The sequence below is a fragment of the Streptomyces sp. NRRL WC-3626 genome, from assembly GCF_000718785.1.
Lineage (GTDB): Bacteria > Actinomycetota > Actinomycetes > Streptomycetales > Streptomycetaceae > Streptomyces > Streptomyces edwardsiae.
This window is the reverse complement of sequence record NZ_JOCA01000017.1, coordinates 71,674-86,133: the sequence shown is the minus strand read 5'-3', so window position 1 is coordinate 86,133 and position 14,460 is coordinate 71,674. Positions and strand designations below refer to the sequence as shown.

The 14,460-nt window shown below is 71.8% G+C and carries 9 protein-coding genes; 1 reads left to right on the top strand and 8 read right to left on the bottom strand.

Features of this window, described 5'->3' with window-relative positions; all coding sequences use genetic code 11:
• Positions 1 to 27: 27 nt before the first annotated feature.
• From IF28_RS0124250 to IF28_RS0124230, 5 genes are all read right to left on the bottom strand, one after another.
• Positions 28 to 1,086 (bottom strand): iron-siderophore ABC transporter substrate-binding protein, encoded by a 1,059-nt coding sequence (locus tag IF28_RS0124250; protein ID WP_030224082.1) that lies wholly within the window; start codon positions 1,084 to 1,086, stop codon positions 28 to 30.
• 112 nt (positions 1,087 to 1,198) lie between these two features.
• Positions 1,199 to 2,038, bottom strand: a complete 840-nt coding sequence (locus IF28_RS0124245) for an ABC transporter ATP-binding protein (RefSeq protein WP_030224080.1) — start codon at positions 2,036 to 2,038, stop codon at positions 1,199 to 1,201.
• Between the two features lie 41 nt (positions 2,039 to 2,079).
• Positions 2,080 to 3,165, bottom strand: a complete 1,086-nt coding sequence (locus tag IF28_RS0124240) for a FecCD family ABC transporter permease (RefSeq protein ID WP_030224078.1) — start codon at positions 3,163 to 3,165, stop codon at positions 2,080 to 2,082.
• Positions 3,162 to 4,223, bottom strand: a complete 1,062-nt coding sequence (locus IF28_RS0124235) for a FecCD family ABC transporter permease (protein WP_030224077.1) — start codon at positions 4,221 to 4,223, stop codon at positions 3,162 to 3,164. The genes IF28_RS0124240 and IF28_RS0124235 overlap by 4 nt, the downstream gene beginning before the upstream one ends.
• An 11-nt stretch (positions 4,224 to 4,234) precedes the next feature.
• Entirely contained in the window at positions 4,235 to 5,581 is a 1,347-nt protein-coding gene (locus tag IF28_RS0124230) for a lysine N(6)-hydroxylase/L-ornithine N(5)-oxygenase family protein (RefSeq protein WP_030224076.1), read from the bottom strand.
• 261 nt (positions 5,582 to 5,842) lie between these two features.
• Here IF28_RS0124230 and IF28_RS0124225 point away from each other — a divergent pair, with 261 nt between their 5' ends.
• Positions 5,843 to 6,790, top strand: a complete 948-nt coding sequence (locus IF28_RS0124225) for a methionyl-tRNA formyltransferase (protein WP_030224075.1) — start codon at positions 5,843 to 5,845, stop codon at positions 6,788 to 6,790.
• Here IF28_RS0124225 and IF28_RS0124220 read toward each other — a convergent pair.
• From IF28_RS0124220 to IF28_RS0124210, 3 genes are all read right to left on the bottom strand, one after another.
• Positions 6,753 to 7,685, bottom strand: coding sequence for a DMT family transporter (locus tag IF28_RS0124220; protein WP_051713861.1), 933 nt, complete (start codon positions 7,683 to 7,685; stop codon positions 6,753 to 6,755). The two genes, IF28_RS0124225 and IF28_RS0124220, sit on opposite strands and share 38 nt — an antisense overlap.
• A gap of 114 nt (positions 7,686 to 7,799) precedes the next feature.
• Positions 7,800 to 11,030: a family 78 glycoside hydrolase catalytic domain gene (locus tag IF28_RS0124215; RefSeq protein ID WP_030224071.1), complete on the bottom strand. Its 3,231-nt coding sequence runs from the start codon at positions 11,028 to 11,030 to the stop codon at positions 7,800 to 7,802.
• Between the two features lie 32 nt (positions 11,031 to 11,062).
• Entirely contained in the window at positions 11,063 to 14,440 is a 3,378-nt protein-coding gene (locus IF28_RS0124210) for a glycosylhydrolase-like jelly roll fold domain-containing protein (protein WP_030224064.1), read from the bottom strand.
• Positions 14,441 to 14,460: the final 20 nt, after the last annotated feature.

Here is a 14,460-nt window from a genome sequence, read left to right as displayed (position 1 = left end):
GCGGACGGGGAGTGCGGCCGGCCGTCCTCACTCGGCCGCCGACCTGACGAGTTCGTCGACGGCGTACGGCATCGACAGCAGGGTGCCCTGCGAGATGGCCGCTCCGACCGCGGGGCCCTCGCTGTCCGGCAGGTACGACACGTTGCCCTTCTTCACGGCGTCGAGGTTGGCGAAGAGCTTGAACTTCTTCAGCGCCTCGGTGTCCGCCTCGTCGTTGATGACGAAGATGTGGTCGACGTCGACGAGGTCCACGCGCTCGGGGGAGAGCTTGGTGTAGAAGCTGCCGCCGGCGATGTCGTCGATCTTGGTCTGGTAGGTGAAGCCGATGCCCGACACCAGGCGTCCGCGTACGTCGGTGGAGGTGAAGGGCGCCACCGAGTTCTCGTACCAGGACAGTGCGACGGCGGACTGCCCGGCGAACTCTGGGTGGTCCTTCTTGGCCGTGTCGAGCCTGCCCTCGATGTCCTCGACCATCTTCGCGCCCTCCTCCGCCTTGCCGAGGGCCTTGGCGATGTGCAGGGCGTTGTCCTGCCAGGGGGCGCTGAAGAGTTCCTTCTCCGCCTTGGTACGGCCCACCGTCGGAGCGATCCTGGAGAGTTTGTCGTAGCCGGCCTGGTCGATCTCGGAGTAGACCGCGATGATCAGATCGGGGCGCAGCGCGGCGATCTTCTCGTAGTTGGGGCCGGCGTCACCGTTCTTCATGACGACCTCGGGCTCGGCATCGCCCCACTTGTCCTTCACCCAGGGCCACTGGGTGTTGATGTCGGGGCTCTGCCCCGTGGGGTTCGGGTACTGGTCGGTCATGCCGACCGGCTTGACGCCGAACGCCAGGACGGTCTGGTCGTCGGTGTAGCCGACGGTGACGACGCGCTCGGGGGCCTTGTCGACGGTCGTGGATCCGAAAGCGTGCTCCACGGTGACCGGGAAGGCGCCGGCCGAGGCGGTCGAACCGGTGTCGGCCGCCTTGTCCGAGGCGTCCGAGTCGGAGCCGCATCCCGCGAGGAGCCCGGCTCCGAGCGTCGCCGCGGACAGGACCGCCGCCACTCGTCGCCATGGTCTCGTACGCGTCGTTCTGTGGTGGAGCATCCGGTGTCCCCTTGCTCGTGCGCTGTCCGCTGCGCCCCTGACCGAGGGCAGGCAAACCGTACCCCATGGAGATAAGGCAAGCCTAGCCTAACCGGTATAACTTTATTGCGGACTAGTCGAGTTGAACGTGCGTACGGCCGATCGGCACGATCAGGGGCCGGTCGCCCACCGGATCGTCGATCACCTTGGCCCGCAGTCCGAACGCCTCCCGCAGCAGCTCGGCCGTGATGACGTCGCGCGGGTGGCCCTGGGCGAGGACGGAGCCCTCGCGCATCACCACGAGGTTGTCGCTGTAGCGCGCGGCCAGATTGAGGTCGTGCAGCACCATCACCACCGTGCACCCCGACCCGCGCAGGTCGTCGACCAGGTCGAGTACGTCGACCGCGTGCGCCAGGTCCAGATAGGTCGTCGGTTCGTCGAGGAGCAGCAGGTCGGTGCCCTGGGCCAGGGTCATGGAGATCCAGACGCGCTGCCGCTGCCCGCCGGACAGGGTGTCGACCGCGCGGTCGGCCAGGTCGGACACGCCGGTCATGGCCAGGGCGCGCTCCACCACCCCGGCGTCGTCCGACGACCACTGCCGCAGCCAGCTCTGGTGCGGATGGCGGCCGCGCGCGACCAGGTCGGCCACCGTCAGCCCCTCGGGGGCGACCGGCGCCTGCGGCAGCAGGCCGAGCTTCTTCGCCACGTCCCTGGTCCTGAGTCCGGCGATGTCCTCGCCGTCCAGCACCACCGTTCCGCCCGTCGGCTTCAGCAGCCGCGCGAGGGTCCGCAACAGGGTCGATTTCCCGCAGCCGTTGGGGCCGATGATGGTGGTGACCTCGCCGGACGGGATGGCGACGTCGAGGCCGTCGATGACGGTGCGCGCGCCGTAGCCGACCGTGACACCGTCGGCCGTCAGCCGCGAGGCGGCGTCCGCCTTCGTCGCGATCTTGGTGATGGACCGAGTGACCACAGGGCCCCCCTCGTCGATTCGTGCATTGCTTCGTTACCCGTTTATCCGCGCCTGTTGGCACGCACCAGCAGATGGACGAGGAAGGGGCCGCCGATCGCCGCGGTGACCACACCGACCGGAAGGGTGAAGGGCAGTGCCGTGCGCGCGATCAGGTCCGCGCCGATCAGCAGCAGGGCGCCGAACGCCCCGGAGGCCACCATCGGCGGGGTGGGGCACCGTGCCAGACGCATCGCCACCTGCGGTGCGACCAGCGCCACGAAGGGGACGGGACCGGCCGCGCCCACCGCCACGCCGGCCAGCAGGACCGCGCACAGCAGCAGGACGGCGCGCACCGCCGAGTAGCGGACGCCCAGGCCCGCGGCGACGTCGTCGCCGAGGTGCATCGGCTTGAACTGGAACGCCACGCCCGTGACCACGATCAGCAGGACGAGCGTGCCCCACAGGGCCACCCGGACCTCGTCCCACGACCGGTCGTCCAGCGAGCCGACGAGCCAGGCCTGGGCCTGGGCAACGTCCCTGATGTCGGCCGTGACCAGCAGCCAGGAGGTGATCGCCTCCGTCACGGCGCTCACCGAGACACCGATGAGGATGAGCCGGAAGCCGTCGATGCCGCGCCGCCACGCGAGGAAGTACACCAGCAGCCCGGTGCCGAGTCCGCCGAGGAGCGCTGCCGCGGACAGGCCCACGGAGTTCATGATCGCCGCAGAGGTCCCGCCCGACACGGTGACCAGGAAGACGGCGGTCGCGCTCGCTCCGCCGGTGATCCCGAGCACGTCCGGACTGGCCAGCGGGTTGCGGGCGATGGACTGGGTGATGGCGCCGGACACGCCGAGCGCGACGCCCACGACGAGCCCGGCCAGCGCGCGCGGCATCCGCAGGTCCATGATCACGAACTCGTCGACCCGCTCGCCCCGGCCGGCCAGCGTGGCCATCACCTGGGGCAGGGCGATGGGGAAGTCCCCCACGGCGATGGACACACAGAACAACAGGAACGTCACGGCCGCCAGCAGCAGCGTGACGAGCACGAGCCAGGGCCGCCACACGAACGACACCCCGCCGAACCGCACGCCCGGCGTCAACGACGCCTTCCCGTCCGCCCCGTTCACCTTCACCCCGGCCCCGCTCACGCGTTCCTGAACTTTCCGCGCCACACCAGTGCCGCGAAGAACGGGGCGCCGAGCAGGGCGACGAGGATGCCGGCGTCGAGTTCGCCCGGGCGCACCACCAGACGCCCCACGATGTCGCAGACCAGCAGGACGACCGCGCCGAGCAGACCGGCGTACGGCACCAGCCAGCGGTAGTCCGGGCCGGTGAGGTGGCGGGCCACATGGGCCACCATCAGCCCGACGAAGGCGATGGGGCCGCAGGCGGCCGTCGCCGCGCCCGCCAGCAGCGTGATGGCGGCGATGCCGACGGTGCGGGTCAGCGCGATGTTGACGCCGAGGCCGCGCGCGACGTCGTCGCCCAGGTTGAGCAGGTTGAGGGCGGGCAGCGTGGTCAGTGCCAGCACCAGCCCGGCCGCGATGAACACGGTCACCGGCCAGATGACGTCGAAGCCGACTCCGGCGACGGAGCCGGCGTTCCAGAACCGCAGCGCGTTCAGGGACTTCTGGTCCGAGAGCGCGACCGCGGTCGTCATCGCCGCCAGGAAGACGGTGACCCCCTGCCCGGCCAGGGCGAGCGTCAGCGGATTGCCGGCCCCCCGGCCGATGCTCGCCAGCCCGAACACCACCACACCGGCGACCGCCGCCCCGAGGAAGGCGAACCAGAGGTACTGGAACGGGTCGGAGAGCCCGAACACGGCGATCGCCGTCACCACGGCGAACGACCCGCCGGAGTTCACGCCCAGCAGGCCGGTGTCCGCGATCGGGTTGCGCGTGTACCCCTGGATCAGCGCGCCGCCGACCCCGAGGGCGACGCCCGCCACGATCGCGAGGACCGTGCGGGGCACCCGCACGGTGCGCACGATGAGTCTGATCTCGGTGAGCCGCTGGTCCGGCTCCGGCGCCGCGAACAGCCCGTGCCACACCTCCGAGGGGGTCAGCGCCCGGGCGCCGACGGCCAGCGACACGACCCCCGCGATCACGAGTAGTAACGCCAGCGCGCTCAGCCCCGCGACCCGCCGCTGTCGGGGACCGGTGACGGCCCCGGGAGCGGCGGGACGCTCCACCGCAGTCGTGCTCATGCGGACGTACGTTACCGGGCGGTGCCGTCGGCGACCGAACGGGCTTCGTCCGAAGCGGACTTGAGACCCCGATCGAGGAGCGAGTCGAGGATCTCACCGACCCTGACGGCGGTGTTGGACAGCAGCGAGGAGGTGATGCCGTGGGTGTGCTCGGTGCCGCCCTGCAGATAGATGCCGCAGCGCAGACCGGGGTCCGTGGCGATGCGGTAGTCCCGTTCGACGCGGACGCGGCCCTCCTCGTCGCGCAGGCAGCGGTCCGCGACCTCACCGAGCAGACCGACGGGGTCGGCGGGTGTGTAACCGGTGGCGAAGACCACGACGTCGGCGTCCAGCCGGGTCTGTTCCCCCGTGACCAGGGAGGTGACGGTGGCCTCGACGCGGTCGGGGGTCTCGGTGACGTCGGTGAGCCGGGAGACGTTGAGGAAGCGCAGGCGTTCGGTGCCGAGCACCTTCTCCTGGTACATCTGCCGGTACAGGTCGTCGATCAGGTCGATGTCCACCACGGAGTAGTTGGTGTTGCCGTGGTAGTCCATCAGCCGGCGTTTGACGCTGTCCGGAGCGGTGAAGTAGTCGTCGACGGCGGCCGGGTCGAAGATGCGGTTGGCGAAGCCGCTGTCGTCGGCCGGGCTGTAGCCGTAGCGGGCGAAGACGGCGCAGACCTCGGCCTCGGGGAAGCGCCGGTGAAGGTAGGCGACGTTCTCGGCGGCGCTCTGTCCGGCGCCCACGACGACGAACCGGGTCGGGGCGGTGCCCTCCAGTTCGCCGACTCTGGCGAGCAGTTCGGAGTTGTGCCAGACGCGATCGGTGCGCTCGGTGTTCTCCGGCATGAGGGGACGCAGGCCGGTGCCGATGACGAGGTTGCGGGCGCGGTGGACGGCAAGCCCCTCCCCCGACCGGACCGTCACGTCCAGGCACTCGACGCCGTCGTCACCGGCGACGGGCATGACGCCGACGACCTCGTGGCCGTAGGAGACCATGTCGTCGACCTTGCCGGCGGCCCACTCGAAGTAGTCGTGGAACTCCACGCGCAGCGGGAAGAGGTTCTTGTGGTTGATGAAGTCGATCAGCCGTTCCCTGCTCTTGAGGTAGCACAGGAAGCTGTACTCGCTGGCCGGGTTCCGGAGCGTCACCAGGTCCTTGAGGAAGGACACTTGCATGGTCGCGTCGTCGATCAGCATGCCTCGGTGCCAGCCGAAGCGCGGCTGCTGCTCGAAGAAGTGGGCGCTGACCGCCTCCTCTTCGCCGGCGCGTGCGTTGTGCTCGCTGAGCGCGATCGCCATGGCCACGTTGGACGGACCGAAGCCGATACCAATGATGTCGTGGACCACCGGGGCGTCGTCAGGACGAGCCTCTGCCATGTCACTCCCATCGTGCGGACGGCGGCCGTGCGGGGCAGGCCGCCGTTGGTCGAGCATCGGGAAGTACGGAGGATGGGCACGCCGAAGACCCGCGCCCCAAACTTAGGTAAGGCTAAGCTCAGCTTGCGAGGCTGTCCATAGCGCAAAACGGACACCTGGAAGCCGACGGACCGTCAACGCGAGTCTCCATGAGCCCCGTTGACCGCTTAGGTAAGCCTTGCTTTACTGTCCTGGCCCATTCCTGGCACGAGGAGGAACCACATGCGGGTCGTCATGTTCGGTTACCAGACCTGGGGGCATCGCACCCTGCAAGCCCTGCTGGACTCCGAGCACGACGTGGTCCTGGTGGTGACACACCCCAGGAGCGAGCACGCGTACGAGAAGATCTGGAGCGACTCGGTCGCCGACCTCGCCGAGGAGAACGGCGTACCGGTCGTGATCCGCAACCGGCCCGACGACGAGGAACTGTTCGAGCGGCTCAAGGAGGCCGACCCGGACATCATCGTGGCGAACAACTGGCGTACGTGGATCCCGCCGCGCATCTTCGGTCTTCCCCGGCACGGCACCCTGAACGTGCACGATTCGCTGCTGCCGAAGTACGCGGGCTTCTCCCCGCTGATCTGGGCCCTCATCAACGGTGAACCCGAAGTGGGCGTCACCGCGCACATGATGAACGACGAGCTCGACGCCGGCGACATCGTCCGGCAGGAGGCGGTGCCGGTGGGGCCGGCGGACACGGCGACCGACCTCTTCCACAAGACGGTGGGCCTCATCGCCCCCGTCACCATCGGCGCGCTGGACCTGATCGCTTCCGGCCGGACGGAGTTCACCCGGCAGGACCGATCCGGGGCGAGTTTCTTCCACAAGCGGTCCATCGAGGACAGCCGTATCGACTGGTCCTGGCCGGCGGAGGACCTGGAGCGTCTGGTGCGCGCCCAGTCGGAGCCGTATCCGAGCGCCTTCACCTTCCACAGGGGCGCGCGCCTCGAGGTGCTGGCCGCCGTCGTCTCCACGGGACGCTACGGCGGCACTCCGGGCCGGATCTTCTACCGCGAGGGCGACGGCGTGGTGATCGTCGCCGGAGCCGACGCCCGTACCGGCCGCAATCGCGGCCTGGCCATCACGCGCGTACGGACGCAGGACGGCCGGGAACTGCCCGCGACGGAGTACTTCACCTCCATGGGCGGCTATCTGACGCATCGTCCCTGACCGCCGGCCCCTCTCCCGACGTCCCCGCGCCGTCGCCGGTCAGGGCGTGGGCGAGCGGCACCCGGGAGAGGGCGAGCACGCCCGCCGCGATCAGCGCGACGCCCAGCAGCTGGGGCAGCAGCCACCAGCCGGTCCGTACGTATTCGGCGTAGACGGTGATGCCGAGGGTCAGGCTCACCGCGGCGTCGCCGAGGGTGACGGCCGGCTGGGAGGCGACGAGGGGGCCCGACTGCATCGCGTTCTCCAGGAAGAACAGCGCGGCCACGCCGAAGAGGGCGAAGCCGTAGGTCTGCCACGCGGTGAGGAAGGCGGTGAGGCCGCCGTCGTCGAGGGTGTGCATCGACGCCTTCATCAGCGCGGCCGTCGCCGCGTACGCGACGGCGGTGGCCAGCCCGAAGCAGGCGGCACGCCCCCGGCCCTCGGGCCGGCGCAGCGCCGCGAGCACCAGTCCGGCGAGGGCGGCCGCGCAGACGGCGAGGGCCGGGATCCACCGGTCCATCGGGACCTGGGTGCGGTTGCCCTCGGGGGACGCGGCGGCCAGGGCGACGGCCAGTCCGGCCACCACGGAGGCGACGGCCAGCCAGCTCACGCGGGACAGCCGTCCCTGGAGCAGCAGGGTGGCGATGACCAGGGCGAACGGCAGCTCCAGCACGAGGAGGGGCTGGACGACCGTCAGCGGACCCGTCGCGAGGGCCACGGCCTGGCAGACCGCCGCGGCGACGACGGCGGCGATGCCGGCGAGCCAGACGGGGCGGCGCAGCAGATCGAGCATGAGACCGGCCCGCAGACCGTCGGAGCGTGGCACGGTCAGGGCGGCCTTGCGCTGGAGGACGGTCGCGAGGGCGTTGCTCGACGCGGCGCCCAGCGCGAACAGGACCGGCAGCAGGATGTCCACCGTGGGTGTCCTCCGGGATGACGTTCGGCCCCTCCCCGTGCCCTGCCATGGTGACCCGCGCGGGCGCTTCGCCGGGGTGACGACACGGCGTCGTCACCCCGGCGGGAGTGGCCGTCAGGCCCCGGGCGGGGCCGAGCGGAAGGTCCAGTGGCCCGAACCCACCCGGTACACGGCCTCCTCCCCTGACGTGCGCAGCAGCCGCGCGCCCCCCGGCACCTCGGCGTGGCCGCCGGCGGCCGGGACGTGCACCTCGGCGGTGCTTCCCGCGGGGACGTCCACGGTGAGCCGGAAGCGGCCGGCCGTGCGCTCCCAGTCGGTGCGGGCGGTGCCGTACGGCGTCCGGTAGGAGCCGGACGCCGAGGTCATGTCGCCCTCGACGGCCGGGGCGATCAGCAGTTCGGCGTAGCCGACGGAGCCGGCGGTCTGGGAGATGCCGGCGACGCGGGTGGTGAACCAGGAGTCGATGGCGCCGAGCATGAAGTGGTTCTGCGACTGGCCGGGGCCGCCGTCCCAGGACTCGCCGAGGGTGGTGTTGCCGGCGCGTACCTGGTAGCCGTAGCTCGGGCTGGTCGTCTGCGTGGCGATGGCGTGCACGATGTCGTCGCGCCCGGCCCCGCTCAGCACCCGGAAGGCGGCGGGCAGGGAGATCTCGCCGAGCAGGAGGTGGTCGTCCGCGTCACGGATCGCGGTGGTGAAGTGGGCGAGCAGCCGGTCCCGCTCCCCCGCCGGGTGGGCGCCCATGTCGAGGGCGAGCGCCTCGGCTCCGTGGCCGCCGCCTCCGAAGGTCCCGGTGGCGGGGTCGTAGTACTTCGCGGACAGCGCCGCGGCACTGGCGTCGGCCTTGGCCCGGTAGGCGCCGGCGGTGTCGGTGTCACCGAGGACGCCGGCGATACGGCTCAGCGCGTCGGCGACCCGCCAGTAGCCGTAGGTGCCGGCCACGGCGCGCGGGAAGGTGCGGTCGGGGGTGAACCAGTCGCCGAGGCCGTAGTCGAGGATGCCGTCCTTGACCTGGTTCTCCAGGAAGGCCGCGTACTCCCGCATGCGCGGGTAGTACGTCTCCAGGGTCTCCTTGTCGCCGTAGGTGGTGTAGAGCTGCCAGGGGACGAGGACGAAGGCGCCGCCCCAGTTGGCGTCGTTGCGGTAGCCGCCGGGCAGGCTGGTGTACTCCGGGACGGTGCTCGGGACGAGTCCGTCCGCGGTCTGCGCGTCCGCCATGTCGCGGACGATCTTGCGCAGGTAGGACCGCATGTCGTAGTTGCCGGCGAGGGCCGGGAAGACCAGCTGGTTCTGTTCCAGCCAGCCCAGTTTCTCGCGGCTGGGGCAGTCGGTGAGGACGCTCATCATGTTGCCCTCGATGGAGCGGCGGATCAGCGAGTGGATGCCGTTGATCAGCGGGTCGGAGCTGGTGAAGTCGCCGGCAGTGGCGTTGTCGGTGCGCAGGACGTGCCCGCGCACGCTCACGGTCGCGCCCTCGGGGACGCCCTTGAGTTCGAGGTAGCGGAACCCGTGGTAGCCGAAGTGCGGGTGCCAGGTCTCCGAGCCCCGGCCGCGGGCGGTGTAGGAGTCCCACAGGGGGGCTCCGACGTTGCTGATGGACTGGAAGGCGTGGCCGTCCTTCAGGCTCTCCGCCGGATACGCCCGGACGGTGGTGCCCTTCGGGGCGCGTACGGTGATCTCCGGCCAGCCGGCGATGTTGCGTCCGAGGTCGAAGACCCGGCTGCCGTCGGCGCCGTCCACCTCACGGCCGCGAAGCGTCTCCACGACCCGGACGGGCTCGGTCTCGCGGGCGCTGAGCACGGCGGTGCCGGGGCCGGGGACCTCGGTGGCGTGCCGCCAGTCGCGGCGGTCGCCGGCGGGTTCGTCCCAGTGGGGGATCTCCCTGCGGGCGTCGTAGTCCTCGCCGCCGTACCAGTGGGAGGAGGTGGTGGGGCCCAGTTCGGTGCGCCAGTCGTCGCCGCTGGTCACGGTGCGGACCCGGCCGTCGGCGAGGGTGATCTCCAGCCGGGCGATCAGCTTGGGGTCGCTGAGGTTGCCGTAGAGCTTGCGGTAGCGGTCGGCGGTGCTGACGACGTTGGACATGCCGTTGCCGAGGGCCACGCCGATGGTGTTGGCGCCGGTGCGCAGCCGGTCGGTGACGTCGTAGGTGGCGTACTGGACGCGTTCGGCGTAGTCGGTGTTGGCGGGTTCGAGGACGGCGTCGCCGACGGGCTCGCCGTTGATGCTCGCCTCGTACACGCCGAGTCCGGCGATGTACAGGCGGGCGCTGCGGACGTGCTTCGGGAGGGTGAAGTCGTCGGCGAGCAGGGGCAGTCCGGCCGGGAGGTACGGGGCCGGCGGCTGCTGTCCGCTGACCCGGGTGAGCGTGCTGAACGGGCCGTCGGCGGCGTCGGCGCCGGAAACGGCGTAGTCGACGGGGAAGTTGGGGACCCTGCCGTCGTCGGTGAGGACGTCGGCCCGTGGGTGGAGGACCAGTTCGTCGAACGTCTTCGCCGACTTGAGGTCGAGGGTGAGGGTGACCGGGGCGGCGGATACGTCCGGGCCGGTGTGCGCGGCGCTCGCGTAACCGGCGGCGGTCTGCAGGGCGCTGTTGGGCAGGCCGTCGACCGCCAGGGCGGGTTCCCAGGTCTTGCGGACGGTGTTGCTCTCGGAGGCGGTGACCGTGGCGCCGCGGGCGAGGCCCGTGGTGTCGGTGGCCGAGTCGCGGAGGTCGATCTCGCCGAGCTGGAGCCGCCAGGCGCGGTCGGGGAAGGACTCGGCGAGGGGCAGGCCGAGCCGGGTGACGTCCAGGCGGACGTAGCGGGCGGTGGTCCTCGGGAGGCGGACGACGACGGGTTCGGCGGTGCGCCGGCTCAACTGCCAGTCGGGGTGGGTGATCCAGTCCGCGTTCCAGTCCGACTGCCGGGTCAGTCCGGTCTCGAAGACGGCGGCGCGGCTCCAGCCGCTGTGCCGCTGTCCGGGTCCGGACCAGAGCATCACGCGCCAGTACACCCGGGTGCGGGAACCGAGTTCCCTGCCGTCGTACGTCGTTTCGGGGACGGCCGATCCGACCCGGCCGGAGTCCCACAGGTCCGGGCGGCCGGAGTTCAGCAGCCGGGCGGAGGTGGCGGCCTGTACGCGGTAGGCGGTCTGCCGGACGTTCGGCGTGTTCGCGGTGGTCCCCCAGCTGAGGTCGGGGGTGGTGTCGTCGATGCCGAGGGCCTCGGTGAGGTGCTGGGTGCGCAGTGCGGCCGGGGAGATGGTGCCGGTGGCGGCGTCGGCGGTGACCGCGCCGGCCAGTACGGTCACGAAGGCGGTGGTGGCGGCCAGGGCGGCCGGCCATCGGTGTCCGCGGTGCGATGTGGGCATGGGGCTTCCTGCCGGGGTCGGGGGAACGGGTGTCAGATACGGCGGAGTTCGGCGGTGACGCGGCGCCGGAACCGGAGGGTCACGGGACCGAGCAGCCCGGACGGCAGCGGCTTCTTGCGCTCGTTGGACAGCGTGTTGGCGACGCGGACCCGCACGGTGTTGCGTCCGGGGCGGAGCCGGCCGGTGACGTCGGCGACGAACGGCGCCCACAGCAGCGGCGGCAGCACGGTCCCGTTGACGGTGACCTCGGCGACGTCGCGCACGTCTCCCAAATCCAGCAGGACGCGCCGGTCGCGCAGGTGCGCGGCGTCCACGTCGACGTCCCTGGTGTAGACGCCGCTGCCGGAGAACAGCGGGTCGTGCTCGGTCCAGCTGCCCAGGGGCGCGGTGACGGGGGTGGCGCCGTCGCGTTCGAAGGCGAACGTCCAGTCGCCGTCCACCGTGACCGGGACGAGGGGGTCGTCGACGCGTACGGTGCCGCGGTGGCGGTGGCGGCCGTCGGTGCCGGTGAGGGTGTGGGTGCCGGGTCCGGCGGCCTCGACGGTGGCCCTGAGCGCCGTTCCGTGCCGTTCGACGGCCAGGACGGGCAGCGGCGAGTCCGTGAGGTGGGGGGTGTCGCGGCCGCCGGGCCGGACCACGACGACGACGGACTGGTACGGCTGGAGGTCCAGGGGCAGCAGTACGCCGTCCTTGGTGCTCCGGTGCAGGGGAGCCGGACCGCCGGCGCCGGTCGCCGGGTCCCAGATCTCGGGTGTACCGCTGACGGGCAGGGCGGCGACGGTCTCCACCCGCTCCCCGCTCTCGTTGTTGACCAGGAAGACGGTGTCGGGCCCCTGGCGTACGCGCAGCACGCGGACGGCGTCCCGGGGCGGGTCGAGGACGGCGGCGGCCGCCCCGGCTTCGACGGCGGCGGCGCCCAGGGCTGTGGTGTCGGCGACCCGTACGGCGTGTCCGCGACCCAGGGTGCGGCGGCCGGGCGCCCGGTCGCCGAACAGGCCGGTCAGTCCGTGCGCGAGGCTGCGATCGCTGCCGCCGGCCTCGTCGGCGTCCAGGGCGCCCACCGCGATCACGGTGCCGCCCGCCCGGACGAACTCCCGCAGGACCTTCAGTCCGGTCACGTCCAGGGTCGGCGTCCCGGGGATCACCACGAGGTCGTAGCCGGCGGCGCCGACCTCGAGCCGGCCCTTGCGGACCTCGGCGTGCGCACGCAGCTCCGGGTCGCCGGTGAGGGCGCCCTCGTGCAGCAGGTCGAAGTCGACCTGGGCGCGTTCGAGGGCGTAGGCGGCGTCGGCGAGCGGCCCGTCGACGTCCTGCTGCCTGTCGGTGCCGGTCCACTGCTCGGCGGCGCGCTGCGGCTGCAGCAGCGCGGTGCGGGCGTCGGAGGTGCCCCGGCCGGCCTCCATGACGCGGCCGATCCACTCGGCGAGCGGGCGCATCGCCCACCACCAGGGGGCGCGGGGGCCGAACGGCGGCGGGAAGTAGACGCGGGCCTCGTCGGTCCACAGGGCGTGCAGCACGGTCAGGTTGACACCTCGGGCGGCCTGCGCGCCGACGGTCGCGTGCACGAAGGCGGGGGTGACCTGCCAGCCCATGTTGCCGAACATCTCCAGCAACGCCCGTTCGCGGCCCATCTGGTGGGCGACGGAGACCGGGTTGCGGGGGATCATGGTGGGTTCGCCGGCCACGTACTCGGCGGTGATGATGTCGCCGCCGGGCACCTGCGCCCACTGGTGGACCTTGTGCAGGTCGCCGGTGGTGACGACACGCTTGGCGGGGGCGGTCTCGTCGTAGAGCGGGTTGGTGATGAGGGAGACGCCCCAGCTGTCGTAGAGGCGTGCCTGCTTCTCGAAGGCGCGGGCGAAACGGTTGGACACGGCCTGCCAGTAGCGGCCGCGTGCCGTGCGGCCCGTACGGCCGAGGTCGTCGAACGCTGCGGCGTAGGCGGCTCCTGGGGTGACGCCGACTGCGCGCAGGGCGGTCCCCAGGGAGGGTGACCACGGCAGGCGCTTGAAGTGGGCCTCCGCGGAGGCGAAGAAGGGTTCGTCGTCCCAGAAGCCCGGGACCACGGTGCCGAAGTAGCGTCCGAAGCGGCGGTGGTACTCGCCGGGGACGATGTCAAGGAACAGCTCGACCGGTTCGTCGTCGAGCAGGTCGACGTAACTGCGGCTGTAGCCCTGGGAGTCGTCGACGAGGGCGACCCCGCCGAACAGGTCCACCTGCCACTCCCCCTCCGGTACCCGCCAGGTGTGGTCGCCGGTCAGCCGGGCGGTGAGGTCCGTGACGTCGGCCGATCCGGCGGGGCGTGCCGCGGCGGCGGCCAGGGTGAAGCCCTCCGCGGGCAGGTCGCGGTCGGGGAAGTCCCGTGCGGCGGCGGGGTCGTCGAAGGCACCGTCGTACAGGACGGTGCCGTCGGCCGACTCGACGGTGAGGTTCTCCCACAGGGCACGTTGGTCGCCGACGGCCCGCACACCGGCCCCGCCCTCGGGGTGGGCGGCGTCCTGGACGGTGCCCTTGTCCCGGCCGTCGAGGGTGACGGACAACGTGCCGGCGTGGACGGTGACGCGCAGGGTGTGGAACTTGGTCTTGTTGAAGCCGTCGGTGCGGGTACTGCGCAGCAGTTCGGCCGGTTCCGCGCCGGGGGCCAGCCGGTCGACGGTGACCACGCCGGTCTGGTCGAAGGTGACGGCGTATCCGGAGCGTCCGTCGGCGGAGGCGCGTACGACGAGGCCGGCGGCGCCGTGCTCGGCCTTCGCGCTGCCGGTGACGGTGAGGTCGCCCCACCCGGCGCTGTCGCGCAGGACGGCGGCCCCGTCGAGGACCGCGGAGTCGGCCACCAGGCGTCCCGCCTCCGCCCCGACCCCGGTGCTGCGCCGCAGGTCGACCGAGGCCGGGCCGCGCACCACCGTGGTCGAGCGGGCCAGCGCCTTCAGCCGGAGTTCGGGACGGGGGGCGTAGGTGCGGGTGCCCACCCGGCCGCCCTTGACGATGAACTCGCCCGCCCGGCCGCTGGGGAAGTGGTCGTCGTTGAACAACCACACGCGCATGCCGGTGCGTTCGGCGGTGCGCAGGACGTGGCCCACGATGTCGAACCACTCCTCGGTGAAGAACACCGGGGTCATCTCGGCGTTGTCGAAGGAGAAGAGGACGACCTCGTACATGCCCTTGTCGCGGAGGTCCGCCAGCTGGCGGTCGACCAGTTCGGGGGTGACGGGGCCGTTCCAGTACCAGTAGACGGTGGGGCGGCTGTCGCGGCGCGGGTCGGCGAAGTGCCGCGGGGAGAAGCCGCCCCGGCCGTGCGCGGCGGCTGCGTCCGTCGCGTGGGCGAGGTCGGGCAGGCCCACGGCGGCGAGGGCGCCGGTGGCGCCGGCCGCGGCCACGAAACGGCGTCTGGAGAGGGGGTTCTCGGGCATGGCGGAGCTCCTGGAGCGGT

Bases quoted from the DNA above. Each gene is read 5' to 3' on its own strand.
- IF28_RS0124250 (WP_030224082.1), bottom strand. From the start codon at position 1,086: ATGCTCCACCACAGAACGACGCGTACGAGACCATGGCGACGAGTGGCG.
- IF28_RS0124235 (WP_030224077.1), bottom strand. From the start codon at position 4,223: ATGAGCACGACTGCGGTGGAGCGTCCCGCCGCTCCCGGGGCCGTCACC.
- IF28_RS0124230 (WP_030224076.1), bottom strand. From the start codon at position 5,581: ATGGCAGAGGCTCGTCCTGACGACGCCCCGGTGGTCCACGACATCATT.
- IF28_RS0124225 (WP_030224075.1), top strand. From the start codon at position 5,843: ATGCGGGTCGTCATGTTCGGTTACCAGACCTGGGGGCATCGCACCCTG.
- IF28_RS0124215 (WP_030224071.1), bottom strand. From the start codon at position 11,030: ATGCCCACATCGCACCGCGGACACCGATGGCCGGCCGCCCTGGCCGCC.
- IF28_RS0124210 (WP_030224064.1), bottom strand. From the start codon at position 14,440: ATGCCCGAGAACCCCCTCTCCAGACGCCGTTTCGTGGCCGCGGCCGGC.